The 18,304-nt window shown below is 38.7% G+C and carries 10 protein-coding genes; 3 read left to right on the top strand and 7 right to left on the bottom strand.

Features of this window, described 5'->3' with window-relative positions; translation table 11 throughout:
• Nucleotides 1–48: 48 nt before the first annotated feature.
• From PGN18_RS19905 to PGN18_RS19890, 4 genes are all read right to left on the bottom strand, one after another.
• Entirely contained in the window at nt 49–2,409 is a 2,361-nt protein-coding gene (locus PGN18_RS19905; RefSeq protein ID WP_335321328.1) for an ABC transporter permease, read from the bottom strand.
• A 76-nt stretch (nt 2,410–2,485) separates the two neighbouring features.
• Nucleotides 2,486–4,855 (bottom strand): ABC transporter permease, encoded by a 2,370-nt coding sequence (locus PGN18_RS19900; RefSeq protein WP_335321327.1) that lies wholly within the window; start codon nt 4,853–4,855, stop codon nt 2,486–2,488.
• A 243-nt stretch (nt 4,856–5,098) separates the two neighbouring features.
• Complete coding sequence (locus tag PGN18_RS19895; protein ID WP_335321326.1) at nt 5,099–5,797, bottom strand: ABC transporter ATP-binding protein; 699 nt, start codon at nt 5,795–5,797, stop codon at nt 5,099–5,101.
• Nucleotides 5,798–5,958: 161 nt separating this feature from the next.
• Entirely contained in the window at nt 5,959–7,203 is a 1,245-nt protein-coding gene (locus PGN18_RS19890) for an efflux RND transporter periplasmic adaptor subunit (protein ID WP_335321325.1), read from the bottom strand.
• 236 nt (nt 7,204–7,439) lie between these two features.
• On the opposite strand from PGN18_RS19890, the gene PGN18_RS19885 reads away from it, so the two are divergent.
• The 3 genes from PGN18_RS19885 to PGN18_RS19875 all read left to right on the top strand — a co-directional run bounded on the left by PGN18_RS19885 (nt 7,440) and on the right by PGN18_RS19875 (nt 12,530).
• Nucleotides 7,440–8,810 (top strand): sigma-54-dependent transcriptional regulator, encoded by a 1,371-nt coding sequence (locus tag PGN18_RS19885; RefSeq protein ID WP_335321324.1) that lies wholly within the window; start codon nt 7,440–7,442, stop codon nt 8,808–8,810.
• 89 nt (nt 8,811–8,899) lie between these two features.
• Complete coding sequence (locus PGN18_RS19880) at nt 8,900–10,255, top strand: sensor histidine kinase (RefSeq protein ID WP_335321323.1); 1,356 nt, start codon at nt 8,900–8,902, stop codon at nt 10,253–10,255.
• Between the two features lie 85 nt (nt 10,256–10,340).
• Nucleotides 10,341–12,530: a bifunctional alpha,alpha-trehalose-phosphate synthase (UDP-forming)/trehalose-phosphatase gene (locus tag PGN18_RS19875; protein ID WP_335321322.1), complete on the top strand. Its 2,190-nt coding sequence runs from the start codon at nt 10,341–10,343 to the stop codon at nt 12,528–12,530.
• Between the two features lie 331 nt (nt 12,531–12,861).
• On the opposite strand, the gene PGN18_RS19870 is transcribed toward PGN18_RS19875, so the two are convergent.
• The 3 genes from PGN18_RS19870 to PGN18_RS19860 form a co-directional block, all read right to left on the bottom strand.
• On the bottom strand, nt 12,862–14,646 hold the full coding sequence (locus PGN18_RS19870; protein ID WP_335321321.1) for a glycoside hydrolase family 15 protein: 1,785 nt from the start codon (nt 14,644–14,646) through the stop codon (nt 12,862–12,864).
• A 230-nt stretch (nt 14,647–14,876) separates the two neighbouring features.
• On the bottom strand, nt 14,877–16,145 hold the full coding sequence (locus tag PGN18_RS19865; RefSeq protein ID WP_335321320.1) for a glucose-1-phosphate adenylyltransferase: 1,269 nt from the start codon (nt 16,143–16,145) through the stop codon (nt 14,877–14,879).
• Between the two features lie 8 nt (nt 16,146–16,153).
• Entirely contained in the window at nt 16,154–17,566 is a 1,413-nt protein-coding gene (locus PGN18_RS19860; protein WP_335321319.1) for a glycogen synthase, read from the bottom strand.
• Between the last annotated feature and the right edge of the window lie 738 nt (nt 17,567–18,304).

The raw sequence follows: 18,304 nt of genomic DNA, 5'->3' as shown, positions 1-18,304 counted from the left end.
AGGTTTTTGGGCACTTTAGCCTTCTGCCTTAAAACCTTCAGCCTTCATTTATTCATATTTTAGCGCATCTATTGGGTTTGCTTTTGCTACTTTAACCGATTGCATACTTACTGTAAGTATTGCTATAATAACTGAAATGCTTATGGCCGCAATAAACGGCAGTGCTGAAACTGAAATCCGGTATTCATAGCCAGAAAGCCATTTGTTGATAATAATGTAAGCCAACGGAAATGCAATCAGATTAGCAATGGCAACCAGTTTAACAAAATCTTTGTTCAATAGAGTGAGGATATTTGCTGTACTGGCGCCCAACACTTTACGGATACTGATTTCCTTTTTGCGCTGCTCGGCCATAAATAAAGCCAGACCTAATAAACCCAGGCAGGAAATAAAAATAGCAAAACCACCAAACCAGTTAGAAAGCGTTCCCAACAGTTTTTCATTCCTGAATTTTAATTCAAAGTTATCGTCAACAAACCTTATCGTAGCCGGATAAGCCGGATTTAATTTTTTCGCTGTTTCGCTAATCTGGTTAACAGATGAGGTGATGTTGTTTTTATCATTTAACCTCATAATAATAGTAGTGACATTATTGGGATTTTGCGCAATAAGTAAAGGGGTCGCTTTCTGATAGGGTGATTCCATTACGTAATCTTTAACCACACCAATGATTCTTACGGGCTGCCCCCATTCAATCATTTTACCAACCGGATCTTTCATTCCCATCACCTTAACCATTGCTTCGTTAACCAATACATTAGCCGTATCTACAAAATCTTTAGAAAAGTCTCTTCCTTTTAAAATTTCCATGCCGGTAGTTTTCGTGAGATCGAGGTTTGTAAACCTGAAGTTAACCAGTATTTTATCTTTTTGATTTTTACCCGGCCAATTGATTCCATAAGTATTGTTGCCTCCACTAGTTAACGACAAACTATACTCGGTAAAAGCGGTTATGGCACCTGATTTAAGCAATTCATTTTTTAGGATTTCGCGTTTTTCCTTTTTCGAAAATTCACCTTCGGTAGAAATCTGTACCAGGTTTGCTTTGTTGTAACCGATAGGCTTATTTTTAATATAGTTTAACTGCTGATAAATCACTGTAGTACAAACGATTAAACATGCCGCGAATACAAATTGAAAAATAACCAGGAATTTACGAATTGACAATGAAGAGCCTCCTGCAAGTTTAAACCCTTTTAAAACTTTAACCGGATCAAAAGAAGAAAGGTAAAAAGCAGGATAACTTCCGGCAATTACCGCAGTAAACAGGGTTAAACCTAAAAATACCGTCCAAAATTTATAATCTTTATAATCTATCCCCAGGGTAATGCCCAATAAATTGTTAAAATACGGCAGGCTTACTTCAATCAAAACAAAAGCCACAAGCATGCTCAGTGTGGTTAATAGAACGGATTCGAACATGAACTGGCCTACCAGGTTATTTCGCGAAGAGCCTATGGCTTTACGCACCCCAACTTCGCGTGCCCGTTTTTCTGATTTGGCGGTAGAGAGATTCATGAAATTAACGCAGGCAATTAACAGGATACAAAAAGCCAAAAGAAAGAATATTCTGAGCTGATCTATCCTTCCGCCTACATTTTTGCCATTTTCAAATTTATCGTATAAATGCCATTTGGATAAAGGATGCATAAAAGGTTCGCCATTGACTTCTTTATCGTGGGCTTTAATCATGCCTTTCATCTGGTTATTGGCACGATTAAAAAAGGAATTATCCTGAAGTTGCGCAAACAACATACAATAATTATTTCCCCAGCCACTTTCTTTGGTCCATGGATTTAATTTCTCGTACAATCTCCAGGACATGATATAATCTTGTCCCAATGTCGAATTTTTAGGGCGATCAGCAATAACGCCTTCTACTTTCAAACTCTCCTTGTTATCAAGTTTAACCACTTTGTTAAGTGGATCTTCATTACCAAAAAGGTTTTTAGCCAGTGTCTCTGTCAGAATTACCCCATCTACACTGTTCAAAAACGTATTCGGATTACCTTTCAATACCTTATAATCGAACATCTTAAGAAAATCCGGATCGCCGAAAACGGCATTCATTTTAAAGTTGTTCTGATTGTAGGATAAAAGCATCGGCTCAGGATAGGATAGGCGGCTTACTTTAGCCACACCAGGAACTTTCTCTTTGATTTCATCTCTCAACTGACCTGGGAAAGCCATAAAGCTAAAAGTTTCTGAAGCGGCTTTTTGGTTATTGTAAAGCACATAAGTTTTATCGTAATCGGTAAACTGCTTGTCATAACCATATTCGTAGGCTACATATAATAATAAGATCATGCAGCTGGCCAAACCAAGGGCCAATCCGCCCAGATTGATCAGGGTAAAGCCTTTATTTCGCCACAGATTGCGTAAGGCTATTTTTAGGTTGAGTCTAAACATAAGGTGTAAGGTTTGAGGTATAAGGTTTGAGGTCTGGGCGTTTTAACCGTACGCCCTAAACCTTTAACCCTACACCTTATTCATATTTCAAAGCATCAATAGGATTAGCTTTCGCCACTTTTACCGATTGCAAACTGACCGTTAACACGGCAATTAAAACGGAGATAACGATGGCTAGCAAAAAGGGAATAAATGAGATAGCCACACGGTAGTCAAAAGCAGATAACCATTTATTGATAATGATATAAGCTAACGGAAAGGCAATCATGTTGGCAATAGCCACCAGCTTTATAAAATCTTTATTTAATAATACCAAGATATTGCCGGTGCTGGCACCTAAAACCTTACGGATACTGATTTCTTTTTTGCGTTGCTCGGCCATAAAAAGTGCCAGGCCCAATAAACCTAAACAAGAAATGAAAATGGCAAAACCACCAAACCAGTTTGAAAGTGAACCTAGTAATTTTTCATTTTTAAATTTCCCTTCGAACGATTCGTTCACAAATTTCCGGTTTACAGGATAATTTGGTTCCATTTGCTTTACCAGCTCATCAATTTTAGCCAGTGATGAACTGATATTTTGATTAGGATTTAACCTCACTATCAGCACCCGCGCATCGCCATTTGTATATGCTCTAAAAATCATCGGGGCCACTCTTTGATAAGCACTTTCTACCACAAAATCTTTAACCACACCAACTGTAGTTAATTTTTTACCCCAGAAAGTAATTACCTTGCCAATAGGATTTTTCAATCCCATCATTTTCACGGCTGCTTCATTTAACAATACACTAGTTGTATCATTTGGAAATTTTGTTGAAAATTCCCTTCCACTCATCATTTTTGTGCCGATAGTTTCAACAAAATCATATCCTATTGCCCTATGGTTAAAAGAAATAGCCTCGTTCGGATTTTTACCTTCCCAATCTACAGCCGTAGTATTGTCTCCACCTTCAGTAAAATCTGTACTAAATGTTGTAACGTTGCTTACTGCGCCTGATGCCAGAAGTTGGGTTTTAAGTAATTCCAATTTAACATTGTCATTTATTTTACCTACTACAGCAATTTGAATCAAATTGGATTTATCGTAACCAATAGGTTTGTTTTTCACATAGTTAAGCTGCTGATAAATTACTGCTGTACAAACAATTAAAGCCGCAGCAAAAACAAACTGGCCAACCACTAATACTTTCCTTACTGCAGCAGACGAATCTGTTTTCAGGGTGAAACCTTTTAAAACTTTAATAGGCTCGAAAGAAGATAGATAAAGCGCCGGATAACTGCCGGCAATCAACCCGGTTAAAATCATTAAACCCAATAAGGTTAACCAAAACAGGCTATTGTGATAATCTATTGTCAATTTGATATCTAACAAACTGTTAAAATATGGTAAACTAACCTCAATCAAAATAAAAGCTAAAACTGTGGCGATAAAAGTGAGGAGCAAGGATTCTAAAAAAAACTGATTGATCAAAGCTTTACGCGTCGACCCTATTGCTTTACGAACACCAACCTCTTTTGCCCTGCGCTCTGAACGTGCAGTAGATAAGTTCATAAAATTGACACAGGCAATCAACAAGATGCAAAAGGCAAGCAACAAGAATATTCTTAGCTGATCTATTTTACCTCCTACCGATTTGCCGTTTTCAAAATCATCGTACAGGTGCCATTTGGTTAATGGATGCAATAAAGCTACAGACATATTATCTTTCTGATTGCGTTTATAAATATCATGCATCAAATTATTTGCAGCGCTGAAAAAGTTATTGGTTTGTAATTGAACAAGTGTTAAACACATATTATTGCCCCAATTGTCCTCCTTTGCCCAGGTTTCCCGTTTTTCAAAAAGCGCCCAGGGCATGATGCACTCAAAAGCCAAACTACTATTGGCAGGCACATCTTCTATTACGGCTTCGACCTTTAATACCTCCTGATTTTCCAGCTTTACCATTTTATTAATAGGATCTTCATTTCCAAATAACTTTTTTGCAAAAGATTTGGTGAGGATAATGGTATTTACATCTTTTAAAACCCGGGCCGGGTTACCTTCAAGAAATTTATAATCCAGTATTTTAATAAAATTGTGGTCGGCAAATATGGCACTGCTGTTTATTTTATTATCGCCAACCGTAATTAACTTTTTTCCAGGATAAGTAGTATGCGAGGCATATTTAACACCAGGAATTTTTTCCTGTACTTCTTTAGCCATCACATTAGGTGTCCACGCCCAGCTAAAAGTTTTACCGTTTGCCTCCATATTTTGATAAACAACATAAGTTTTATCATGATTGGAGAATTGCTTATCGTAACTCCACTCATAAGCAACATAAAGCAACAGCACCATACAGCTGGCCAGGCCAATGGCCAAGCCTCCAATGTTGATCAGAGAAAAGCCTTTGTTTTTCCAAAGGTTCCGTAAAGCTATTTTTAGGTTTAATTTGAACATATTTGTTAAGGTTGAAGGTTGGAAGGTTAAAAGGTTGGAAGGTTTGAGCGAATAAACTATACGCCTTCTACCTTTAAGCCTTTACCTTATGGTTGCCAATCCCGGATCTTCCCATCCGGGAAGATCACTGAGCGGCTATTATTAACTAAACTAAAATCTTCTTTGAGGTTGAAGGTAGGAAGGTGGTGGGGGTAAAAGGTTGACATATCGACCTTCTACCTTAAAACCTTCAGCCTTCTCTCCCTATATCAATTCTTCACTCCTGCTTTTATTTATTTTTTCCGATATCACGTGCCCATCTTTCAGGTTGATAATCCGGTTAGAGAAACTTGCATCGTGACTGGAGTGGGTAACCATTACAATGGTGGTTCCGGTTTCATTCAATTCGCAGAGCAACTCCATTACTTCGTTACCATGCGAGCTGTCCAGGTTTCCGGTAGGCTCATCGGCCAGAACCAGTTTCGGTTTGGTAACCAAAGCCCTTGCTACCGCTACCCTTTGCTGCTGTCCGCCCGATAATTGTTGCGGGAAATGGCCACTACGGTTTACAATATTCATTCGCTCGATAATTTCATTTACCAATTTCTTACGCTCTCCAGCCGGGATCTTGTTGTAAATCAAGGGCAGTTCAATGTTTTCAAAAACGGTTAACTCATCAATCAAATTGAAATTCTGGAAAACGAAGCCCATATTTTTTTTACGGAAATTTGAGCGCTCCCTATCGTTAAGCGTTAAAAGCTCCGTATCGATAAATTTGTAGCTTCCACTTTCGGGCTTGTCTAATAAACCCATTACATTTAATAGGGTAGATTTTCCACAGCCCGATGGTCCCATGATGGAGACAAACTCTCCCGCTGCAACATGAAGGTTGATCCCGTTAAGTGCAGTAGTTTCTACCTCTTCCGTTTTATAAACTTTTTCCAGATTTTCTATTTTTATCATAGCTTTTTAGTATCAAGTATTTAGTATCAGGTACTTGGTAGCAAGTATTTAGTAGCAAGTATCAAGACCTGATTATATTTTGGTTAACTTTAAACTTATTTTTTAAAAAACTCCCAACTCCCAACTCCCAACTCCCAACTCCCAACTCCAAACGCTAACCCTTATTTATTAATCTCCACCTGGTCGTATTGATTAAACTGATCGTAAGATGAAGTAATTACTTCGTCGCCTTTTTGCAACCCATCTAATATCTCATAATACAAATAGTTTTTCCTTCCGATTTTAACATTTTTCTTGGTCGCTTTTCCATTGTTTACCACGAAAACCCAGGAGCCGCCAGTACTCTGAAAAAACTGTCCCTGGGCAAGAAGTAATGATTTGCTATTATCAGACAAAGTTAGTTTTGTTTGCAATGATAATCCACGGCGTAAACCCTCAGGGGCTACACCTTTAAAAACCATTTCAACCTGAAACTGGCCTGACGTAACCTCAGGAATTACTTTACTTACGGTTAAATTATAAGTCTTACCATTAAATTCACAGTTGGCTGTTTGTCCTTCTTTAACCCTATTGATATAATATTCATCAACTCCTGCCTGTAATTTGTAACCTTGCAATACGTCTATCTTTCCGATCATTTCGTTAGCATTATAGGATTTACCGATTACCGGATCATATGACGAAAGTTTGCCAGAAACCGGAGCTTTAATTGTCATATTTTCAATATTCTTGCGGATCATCTCTAAACTTTCATTCATCTGTCCCATCGATTGATCAATTTGGGCAAGTTGCATTTTACGGCTTTGATTTTCCTGTTTTATAGCCTGACGTACAATTTTCAATTTACCTTGATAATATTCATAATCCTGGTTAGACTTGTTAAACTCCTGGAGCGTAATTACCTTTTTGGCAAAAAGTGCACTATCCAATCGATACTGACGAGTTGCCGTACGCAAATTGTTTTCCACGTCCAATACGTCCTGATTCAGGATCCTTTGGTTCTGTTCCAAATCTAACCTCGATTTACGCAATTGATTAATCTGCTCGGTAGCGGCAGTTTGTTGTGAGGTATAACCCAATATGGCATTCGAATTTGCAATCCGCAGCAGTGGCGTGCCTTTTACTACAGATGCCCCATTTTCCGTAAAAATCTCAGCAACTGTTCCACCTTCCGCTGAACTCACAATTACCGATGTTAAAGGAACTACACTGGCATTTAACAGCACTACATCTTCAAAATCACCATATTCTACTTTACTAATAGTCAATTTGTCTGCATCGGCACTATAAACTTTTTTGAGGGACAAAGTATAGCCATAAATTACAATTGCCACAAAAGCAATTGCCCCTCCTATCATTAAAAGGGTTTTAGTGCTAAATCTTTTTTTCTCTATTTTCTTATCCATTGTTTGGTATACTGCTTTGGCAGGTTAATAACCAAGCCTGTGCCAAAAGCCACACACACATTTAACAACCTGATTATCAACACACAAATGATTATTTTATTTTTCAGATGTTCAATATCGGACAGTTAATGTGCGGGAGCGGACAGTTTTATTAAATTTGCTCATTCCTTTCAATAATTGATAGAAAGATCGAATAAGCAAGAAAATAATAGATGCTAACTAAATAAGGCAAGGTTATGTTAGATGCCACAGTTTTAATTATCGACGATGATGACGATATCCTGTTAAGTGCCCGTTTGTTTTTAAAGCAACAGGTAAAGCAGGTAATTACGTGCAAATCGCCTAAAGAAATTAATGTTTTATTGAGCAAAAATGAAATTGACATCATTTTGCTTGATATGAATTATCAAAAAGGGGCTAGTGATGGCAGAGAAGGCCTTTATTGGTTAGAACATATTTTATCTATCGATAAAGATTATGTCGTGATACTAATGACTGCTTTCGGGAATGTTGAACTGGCAGTAAAAGCCATAAAAAAAGGTGCTACCGATTTTATTCTTAAACCCTGGGAAAATGAAAAACTATTTGCTACCATTTCATCGGCATCAAAACTTCGTGAATCAACCAGAAAAGTTAAAAAGCTGGAAAAAATACATTCTTCGCTTCAAAAAGATCTTACAAGAGGCTTCGAGAATATTGTTGGTCAGGCCGATGAAATTAAGCAATTACAGCATACCCTTTCAAAAGTAGCCCCTACCGATGCTAATGTACTCATCCTGGGTGAAAACGGAACGGGTAAACAGGTTTTTGCCTATGAGATACACGGAAATTCGCAACGGAAAAACCAGGTATTTATGCATGTTGATTTAGGTGCGTTAAATGAAAATTTATTTGAAAGTGAGTTATTCGGTTATGCCAAAGGTGCGTTTACTGACGCCAAAGAAGATAAACCTGGCCGCTTTGAGCTGGCCGATGGAGGGACCATTTTCTTAGATGAGATTGGAAATTTAACCTTGCCACTTCAGGCCAAGCTATTAAGTGTTTTACAAAACCGCACGGTTACGCGCTTGGGCGAAAGCAAAGAACGTAAAGTAAATGTACGCCTCATTACCGCCACTAATATGCCACTGAATGAAATGGTAGCAAAAAACACATTCAGACAGGATTTATTGTTCCGCATCAATACGGTTGAACTTTTATTGCCGGCATTACGTAAACGTGGGAAAGATATTTTACTTTTGGCCAACCACTTTCTGCAGGTTTTTAGTGCTAAATATCATAAAAACGTACAAAAACTAAACAGTAAGGCCCAGGAAGCATTATTGAAATACCAATGGCCGGGCAACGTACGGGAGTTACAGCACGTTTTAGAGAGAGCCGTAATAATGAGCGATGGAACCGATATCACGGATGATGATCTGCAGTTAAGTCCACATCGCTACACGCAGAACAATGCCCTGCCAGATGAAATGGCTTTGGAGGATATGGAGAAAATGATGGTGCAAAAAGCCATCGATAAACATAAAGGAAATATATCAAAAGCTGCAGCAGAACTAGGTTTAACCCGTGCGGCACTTTATAGAAGAATTGAAAAATTTGGAATCTGAGAAAGGCTTGAGGTATAAGGTGTAAGGCATAAGGTAAAAAAGACCATTATTAGCCCTAAACCTTATACCTTAATCCCTAAACCTTAACTATGTTCTACCAACGCTTTACCTTCCGTTTAATATTCCGCCTGCTGATCATCAATCTGCTGGGTTACCTCTTGTTTTATCTCATCAAAAACACTGAGCTATGGTTTACCATCATAGGTGTCGCACTGATTTTGTTGGGTACAATCATATCTCTTTACTACTATATCAATCAAATCCGGTCGGATATTAACCGTTTCATTTTGGCCGTAAAAACGAGAGATCATACTTTAAACTTCAAAAACAAAACAACTAAAGGCAGTTTCCCGGAATTATACGAGTCATTTGGTGATATTTTACAAGTACATAAACAGATCCGATTGGAACAGGAAGCCATGTTTCAGCTCATCAAAACCATTTTAGAACAGGTTCCGGTTGGTGTAATTGTAGTGAGCAATACAACAGCGGAAAAAGATGATGAAATTGCCTTTTTCAATCAGGCCGCTTCTAATCTTTTAGGTGTACCGGCCTATAAATACTGGCATCGGTTAAAACAGCATCTCCCAGTATTTGGAACCGAAATAGAGCAGATTTTATCAGGTGGAAAGCGGTTTCTGGAACTCAAAATTCAGGACAAACTGATCCAGTTATCTACTGAGGTGATTCCTGTAAACCTTTATGGCAAAAACTACATTATCATCAGCTTCCAGAACATTAAGGACGAAATTGAGCAAAAAGAAACAGAAGCCTGGAACAGGTTAGTCGGCGTGATTTCGCATGAAATTTTAAATTCCATCACGCCTATAAGCTCATTATCGGATACGATTAATAAAATGGTAACTGATAAAAAGGATTTGACAGAAGACGAAATGGACGACCTCAAAACAGCGCTACATACCATTCAAAGGCGTTCATCCGGTTTATTGGATTTTGTAAAAGATTACCGCTTAATTGCTGAACTCCCTACACCTAACCTGGAGGCGCATACCATTGGAGAAATATTGAAGCACATTAAAGTACTGATGCAGCCATTTGCAAAAGTTAAAAATGTAGTGCTGGATGTAGAACAGACTTCATCAAAAATCACCATTCAGCTGGATCTTAAATTAATAGAACAGGTGTTGATTAATCTTATCACCAACAGTATTTATGCGGTTGAAGATAAGGATATGCCTTATATTAATGTAAATTACCGTTTAGAAAACACGAAACTATATATAGATGTTACCGATAATGGAAAAGGTATAGAAACTGATGATCTGGAAAAAATCTTCGTTCCATTTTATACCACCAGGAAAAACGGATCGGGAATAGGATTAACCATTAGCCGCAACATTATGAAGATGCATAGGGGAAGTATCGAAGTAATTTCTACTCCTGAAAGTGGTACAACCTTTTCCTTAGTATTTAACTATGTTTAATCATCTGAATGTTTTTTTGACCTAAAAATTCAAACAAAACCAATTTGAGAATGCTTTTAATGATATAGATACATCAAATAAGAGCATGAAGACAGTTATAATATCGAACAGACTCCCCGTTAAGATCATTGAAGAGAATAACGAATACACATTTATTCCCAGCGAAGGCGGCCTTGCCACCGGCCTTGGCGATGTATACAAATCAGGCAATTCCATCTGGATTGGGTGGCCCGGAATCGAGGTTCCGGAAGAACGTCAGGAAGAAGTTACCCAAAAACTTTCCGAATTAAACCTTTTTCCGGTTTTTCTCACCCAAAACGAAATCAACTTATATTACGAAGGCTTTTCAAATGAAATATTATGGCCTGTGTTTCATTATCTGGTTACCTATGCCCATTACGAGCAAAGCTATTGGGATTGTTACCAATCCGTTAATGAGAAATTTGCAAAAAGCGCCATGCAGGTATTAGGTAGAAAGGATAAAATCTGGATTCAAGACTATCAATTGCTCCTTTTACCAGGTATTTTGAGAGAGAAACTCCCAAATGCCACCATCGGCTTTTTCCAGCATATTCCCTTTCCATCATACGAGATTTTCAGGCTTATCCCCTGGCGGGAAGAATTGTTAAATGGCCTTATAGGTGCCGATCTGATTGGTTTCCACACCTACGATGATGTCCGTCATTTCATCAGTACAGCCACACGTTTGCTACCTGTAAATTCGTCGTCAAACGTACTCAACAGCCATGAAAGGCAAATTGTGATAGAAGCTTTCCCAATGGGAATTGATTTTGATAAATTTTCAAACCTACCTTCCACAGAGAAAGTAGAAAATGAAATCGATTATTTCAGGACTGGCAAAGAAGAGATGAAAGTAATCCTCTCTATCGACCGTTTAGATTATAGTAAAGGCATACTCGAAAGGTTGAAAGCCATGGAATTACTACTTCAGGACCATCCAGAATATATTGGAAAAATAGAACTTTTCATGATTGTGGTCCCTTCAAGGGATACCGTGCCACAGTATAGTGAGTTAAGAGATCAGATTGATCAGTTTGTTGGAAATTTGAATGCAAGATACCGCTCCATTAATTGGATTCCTGTAAATTATTTTTACCGCTCCTTTCCTATTAAAGTACTTTCGGCCCTTTATTCATCGGCCGACATCTGCCTGGTTACACCTATGCGCGATGGGATGAACCTGGTGAGTAAAGAATATGTAGCCAGCCGAAATCGCGGAGATGGTGTATTGATTTTAAGCGAAATGGCAGGCGCTTCCAAAGAACTAACTGATGCCCTTATTGTTAATCCTAACAATATAGGCGACATTATGGAAGCGATTGTAACTGCATTAAAAATGCCTCTGGAAAAACAACAGCAACGTATGAAAGCCATGCGGGCAATAGTAGAAAAATTTAACGTTAAACATTGGGTTAACAATTTTATTTTAAGATTAAACGAAGTGAAAGATTCTCAAAAATCATTATTAACCAAACATGCAGTAAATTCGATTAATGAAGTAATTGCTGCTAAATATGCGACAACAACCGATAGGGTTCTATTTTTAGATTATGACGGCACCCTGGTAGACTTTACCGGGAACATTGATGATGCGTCTCCTGATGATGAACTTTATGATTTGATAGAAAACCTAACCCTTGATCATGCCAATAAAGTAGTGATTATCAGCGGAAGGAGGAACGAAACACTGGAACAATGGTTTGGCCATTTAAAAGTTGACCTCATTGCCGAGCATGGTGCATGGCAAAAGTCTTATGGAGATAAATGGAACAGTCTCCCTCTGCTTACTGACCAATGGAAACAGGAAATAAAAACTTTGTTGGAAACCTATACTGACCGTACCCCGGGGTCGTTTATTGAAGAAAAAAGTTATTCATTGGTATGGCATTACCGAAAAGCAGAAGAGGGCTTAGGTGATTTACGGGCCAATGAAATTGTGAGCCACATGAAAATCCTCGCTGCTGATAAAGGCCTGCAGTTGATGCCAGGTAATAAAGTTATCGAGTTTAAAAATATAGAAGTTAATAAAGGAAAAGCAGCTTTAAACTGGTTGTACGATAAAAACCCTGATTTCATTCTGGCATTAGGCGACGACCATACCGACGAAGACATTTTCAAAGTATTGCCAGATGATGCTTTCACCATAAAAGTGGGCAATAACATTTCGGAAGCAAAGTATTACCTAAATGATTTTAGAGAAGTGAGAAAGCTACTTTGGAGTTTGGTAAAAGAAGAGTTTGTAGAGCGGGGTTAATAAATATGTAGTCAATTAATACCATGATGCCAAGGTCTGTGTCCCCACAGACCTTTTTTAACTATCATTTTAAAAAGAAATCCCGCAGATGCAATATGATTTCCGCAGATTTTTCGTCCAAATCTATTAATCCAATACGAAGGTCTGTATCCTAACAGACCTATTTCTTACGAAAGATATCGTCTTTTCGAGCGGAGCGAAACGCAGTCAAGAAATAAATCTATTAGAAAAATATTTTAAGATAGATCTCTCCCCGCCTGTACGGGCAGGCCTGTCCGCACAGGCGGGCATTCCACTGCGTTCCAGTCGAGATGACGATACTTTTACGATCTTACAAAAATATTGGTCTGTCCAGTTTAATTGCAATGCGATAAGCCGCATTCATTAAACCTACATGACTATAAGCTTGCGGGAAATTGCCCCACTGGCTACCAGTTTTTGCATCAACATCCTCGCTGAACAATAGCAGGTGGTTACAGTATCTTATGATATTTTCAAACTCTTTAATCGCTTCATCAGTACGGCCCACACAAGCTAAAGCCTCCACATACCAAAAAGCGCAGATTAAAAAGGTGGTTTTTGGTTTACCAAAGTCGTCAGCATGCAGATAACGATAAAAAAGTCCATCTTCGGTTTTCAGTTCTTTTTCCAACGCAATTAAATGATCCTTTGCCCTGTCCGAAGCAGGATCTAAATAATTCATCATAATCAACTGTAATGTACTGGCGTCTAAATGTGGGCTTCCTACTGCATTGGTATATACTTTTCTTTCAGGATCATAGCAGGCCTCTATATGTGCTGAAGCCTTGTCAATCAGAATCTTTGCCCGTTTCTCGAAATCTTCATTACCAATGGTTTTTGCCATTTTCAAAGCCGCCTGTGCACCTGCCCACTGGAAAAGGTTGCTATAGCAATGTACATTGGCAATATTTCTGAATTCCCATATTCCGGCATCCTTTTCATCAATGGTGCGTTCAATTTTAGAAAGTACACTTTCAATCCATTTAACAGAATCGCCACGTTCCGAAAATACGAACCGGTGATCGGTATAAAGAGGCAACATAGAAATTAAAACCTGACCATAAATATCATTCTGGATATGTTCATAAGCCTGGTTTCCTATCCGGATCGGCTGTTCTCCTTTGTAACCTTCCAGGTGATCAAGTGTGTGCTCCGTGATTTGTCTTTCGCCAGCAATACCATATAAGGGCTGGTAACGTACATCTTCAGCACGCGAAATATCAGAAAGGTAATTAAAATACCGCTCCATTTCCTCGAAATGGCCGATATGATTTAAAGATGTGAGTACATAGTGCGAATCGCGAAGCCAGCAATAGCGGTAATCCCAATTTCTTGTGCTGCCTGGCGATTCTGGCAAACTGGTAGTACTTGCAGCTATAATGGCACCTGTATCTTCGTATTGGTGGATTTTAAGCACCAAGGCTGATCGGATTACGAATGGCTGATAAAAACCAGCTATTGATGAATGTTTAATCCATAAGCGCCAGTAAGAAATGGTTTCCCTTAAAAAATTTTCGGCTGTACTAACTATGGGGGCTTCTAAATTTTGACCATAGGTCATCACTAGATATTTAGGCTCATTCAATACGAAAGCTTTTTCGTCGAAAATATAGGTCAGTGAAACGTTTGTGCTCAAGCGGATATTTTCATCACAACCCAGATAGTCAATGTGATTGCTTCCCCTGCTCGATCTCATTTTACCTTTTCCATAGTCGCAAACCGGCTCACACTTAATGGTAATGCGCGGGTTGCCTTCTAAAGGTTCAACCTTTCTGATAAACATCAGCGGTTTAAAATAGCGATCGTATAAATGAAAACGTGGTGCAAAATCGGTAATCCGATATTTTCCATCTTCAGTGGTAATCTCTGTCCTCAAAACATTGGTATTTTCAATATAATATTGATGAGAAGTAAATTCGCCCTGTGGCAAAATCGAAAATTCGCCGCCTTTTTTTTCATCTAATAAACTTCCAAATACAAATGGGCTATCAAAGCGTGGCCAGCAGAGCCAGGATATATCGGTATTTTTATTTACGTGGGCAATGAAAGCGCAATTTCCTATAATTCCTGTTTGATAAAGGTGCTGATCGGTCATAAACTGTTTTTTGTTTATGTACTAACAAGCTTATGGGAAAAATGTTGGTAGAAAAAGAAAAAGACCTTCTAACTTCTAAACCTCACAGCTTTTCGAAAACGCGAAGTCTATTTAGTATAACGAAAGGTCAGCTTTTTTTGGAAAGGTATGGTTTTGAAAAGACCTTACAGGTTTTTGAAACCTGTAAGGTCTGGAAAGATTTCTTCGTTAAACGCAGAATGACAATATTTCTAAATCACTGTACCGCTTGGTACTACTGCTCCTTTTTTAATGACTACTATACCATCTTTAACAGCGTAAAGTTCAAAGTCCCCATCTTCTAAATGGTCACCTCCATTAATTTTAACATCGTTACCAATACGACAATTTTTATCAATAATGGCATTATTGATAAAACAACGATCGCCGATACCAATTAAAGAATTTCCCTTACTATTTTCTTCCTCTATCTCTTCCAGAGTCTGGTACCGATCGCTACCCATAATATAGGCATTAGTAATTACCGTATCTTTTCCAATTCTCGAACGGATCCCCAAAACAGCATGTTCTACCTTTTTGGCCTGAATAATACAGCCTTCAGCAATAATGGTTTTATCTAAAGTAGTACCCGAAATTTTGGATGGTGGCAACATCCTTGCCCTGGTAAAAATAGCATGATTGCTATCGAACATGTTAAATTTAGGTATTTCATCCGTTAAGCCTAAATTGGCTTCGAAGAAAGATGAAATGTTACCAATATCAGTCCAATACCCTTCATACTGATAGCTTAGAACTCTACTCTCTGTAATGGCTCTTGGTAAAATTTCCTTACCGAAATCCTTTTCCTCCTCGTTTTCGTTTAAGATATTGATCAGGTAATCGCGATTAAAAACGTAGATACCCATCGATGCCAGAAAGTTACGTCCCTCTCCTTGCATTTCTTCACCCGTATCAGAAACCCAATCCTCCAAACCGGTTTTAGGTTTTTCGATAAAAGAAGTGATCATGTTTTCCTCATCAGCCTTTAAAATACCAAAATCAGTTGCATCCTTCGCCGTTACCGGAATGGTAGCAATGGTAATTTCTGCGGCAGCGTCGATATGTTTTTCGATCATATCTTTAAAATCCATCTGGTAAAGTTGGTCACCGGAAAGGATTAAAATATAATCAAATTCATGAGAGACGATATGATGCATACATTGACGTACAGCATCTGCAGTGCCCTGAAACCAACCAGAATTTTGTACCGTTTGCTCTGCCGCCAGAATATCAACAAAAGCCGTACTGAAGTGACTAAAATGATACGTATTTTTGATGTGTTTGTTAAGTGATGCCGAATTAAACTGCGTTAACACAAACATACGGTGGATACCCGAATTGAGACAGTTCGAGATTGGAATGTCTACCAAACGGTATTTACCAGCTATCGGAACTGCCGGTTTAGAACGTGTTTGTGTGAGTGGCGATAATCTAGAGCCCTGGCCACCGCCAAGGATAACGCCTAAAACTTTGTCAGTCATGCTTAAGCTTATTTTAAATTTTGGTATAATTCTATATAATTCAAGGCTGCCCTATCCCACGAATGATCAATTTTCATCATGGTTTTTCTTACAGCTTTAAAGGCTTTTTTATCATTGTAAAATCCAACTGCGCGGTTAATCGAATGTGTAACATCCCAAATGCTCGTTTGATCGTGGCAGATCCCGAAACCATTCTCGCCAATGTCAATTACAGTATCTCTCAGCCCACCTACCCTGCGCACAATGGGAACAGTACCATAACGCAAGGCATAAAGCTGGTTCAAGCCACAAGGTTCTACTCTTGATGGCATGATCAGGAAGTCTGCACCGGCATACATCTGATGCGAAACCTGTTCATTGTAACCGATATAAACATTGTATCTGCCGCCAAAGAAATCCTTCAATTGGTTTAACCTCCCTTCCACCCAACTATCTCCCGAGCCTAAAACCAGAACATTGATGTTATCACCATGCTGTTGTAGAGCAGTATAAAAAATGTCGGGTAAGATATCAGCACCTTTTTCATCAACCAATCTTCCGATAAAAGTAAACAGGGGCTTAGATGAATCTAATTGAAAAACATCACAGAGTGCTTTTTTGTTTGCTAATTTTCCAGCTTCAACTGTTTTTAACTGATAACCTTTGCTTAGCATGGGGTCTGTTTCAGGATTCCAGACTTCGTTATCGATTCCATTTAATATGCCGACAGATTTCCAACGTTCCTGTCTTAATAAACTTTCCAGTCCACGTGCCTGCCCCATCATTTCTTCCAGGTAGGTCGGCGAAACCGTAGTTACCCTCCAGGCACATTTAATGGCAGATGCCAAAGGATTTATAGCATCATCCCATCCCAGTAAACCACCCTTCCACAAATCAAATGCGGGCAAATAGTACAATTTATCCCACCCAAACTGTCCTTGATATTGCGCATTATGAATGGTTAAAACAGTTGGCACACCGCGTATCGGATTATATTTTATGCAATTTGAAACCATAAACGGCGTTAAACCGGTATGGTGATCATGACAGTGAATTACATCCGGGCGATGTTCCCATTGTACAATCCAGTCAAGTGCGGCAATCTGAAAAGCCATAAATCTTTCCGTATCGTCGCCATAACCATATACATTAGGGCGGTCAGTTAAACCCTGAATATGAACCAGGTATAAATCAAAACCCAGTTTATTGGTCTTTTCTTTTAATATACGGTACTGAAAGTGGTGATTCCCATAGTTTCCCCAGGCATCATAGGTAACCTCAAATTCATTTTCGCGGATGAATTTGGTATCGTACGCAGGCACAACCACTTTGGCTATGTGGCCTAATTTATTCTGGTATTTTGGTAAGGCCCCTACTACATCAGCTAAACCACCAACTTTTGCAACAGGGTAACACTCGGCACTTATATGTATAATTTCCATCAAATATTTGGTGTAGATAACCCAAGTAAGTTACTAATTGTTTTGAGTTTTGCAAATAATGAAAATTATATTTTTAGTTGATTATTCTATCAAATATCGTCATCTCGCCTGGAGCAAAGCGTAATGCCTACCTGTTCGGACAGTCCTGCCTGTATAGGTGGCGAGAGAGCTAATTCATATAAATTTAACTTGGTGTTTTTTAGAAAGTGAGTGTTCAGTTTTCCATGGCGGCCTGCAGCCCTGCTTTTCGTTGCAAGTCCTCACTTCGTTGCGGTCTTTACACTGCAATCAGGCTTATAAACAGTGTTGGTTAATTCCAAACGCAGGAAATATAATTTTCAGCGATGATCATTTTAAATCTGCGGGAAATAATCACTTATAATTTCCCGCTGATTTCGCAGATAAACGCAAAGGATTTCTCTTAAACAATTATTACCACAAAGACCCTGAAATAAATTCAGGGTGACGACTCTTCTGAAAATTGATTTATGCCTTATTAGAAAGTGAATGTTCAGTTTTTGTGGCGGCCTGCAACCCTGCTTTCCGTTGCAGTCCAGCGTTGCGGGCTCTACACTGCAATCAGGCTTATGAACAATGTTGGTCCTATCAAATGCCAGAAATGTAATTTTTCAGCGTTGTTCTTTTGAATCTGCGGGAGCAAACAGCTCAGAATTTCCCGCTGATTCCGCAGATAAAAGTCCTTGAAACACCCATGCGACTAGCCGGGCGGAAGTTCAG

Origin of the sequence: Pedobacter terrae (genome assembly GCF_036946585.1) — a bacterium.
Classification (GTDB): domain Bacteria; phylum Bacteroidota; class Bacteroidia; order Sphingobacteriales; family Sphingobacteriaceae; genus Pedobacter; species Pedobacter terrae_C.
Note: the sequence above shows the minus strand (reverse complement) of the source record. Positions and strands in the feature narration are given on the sequence as shown.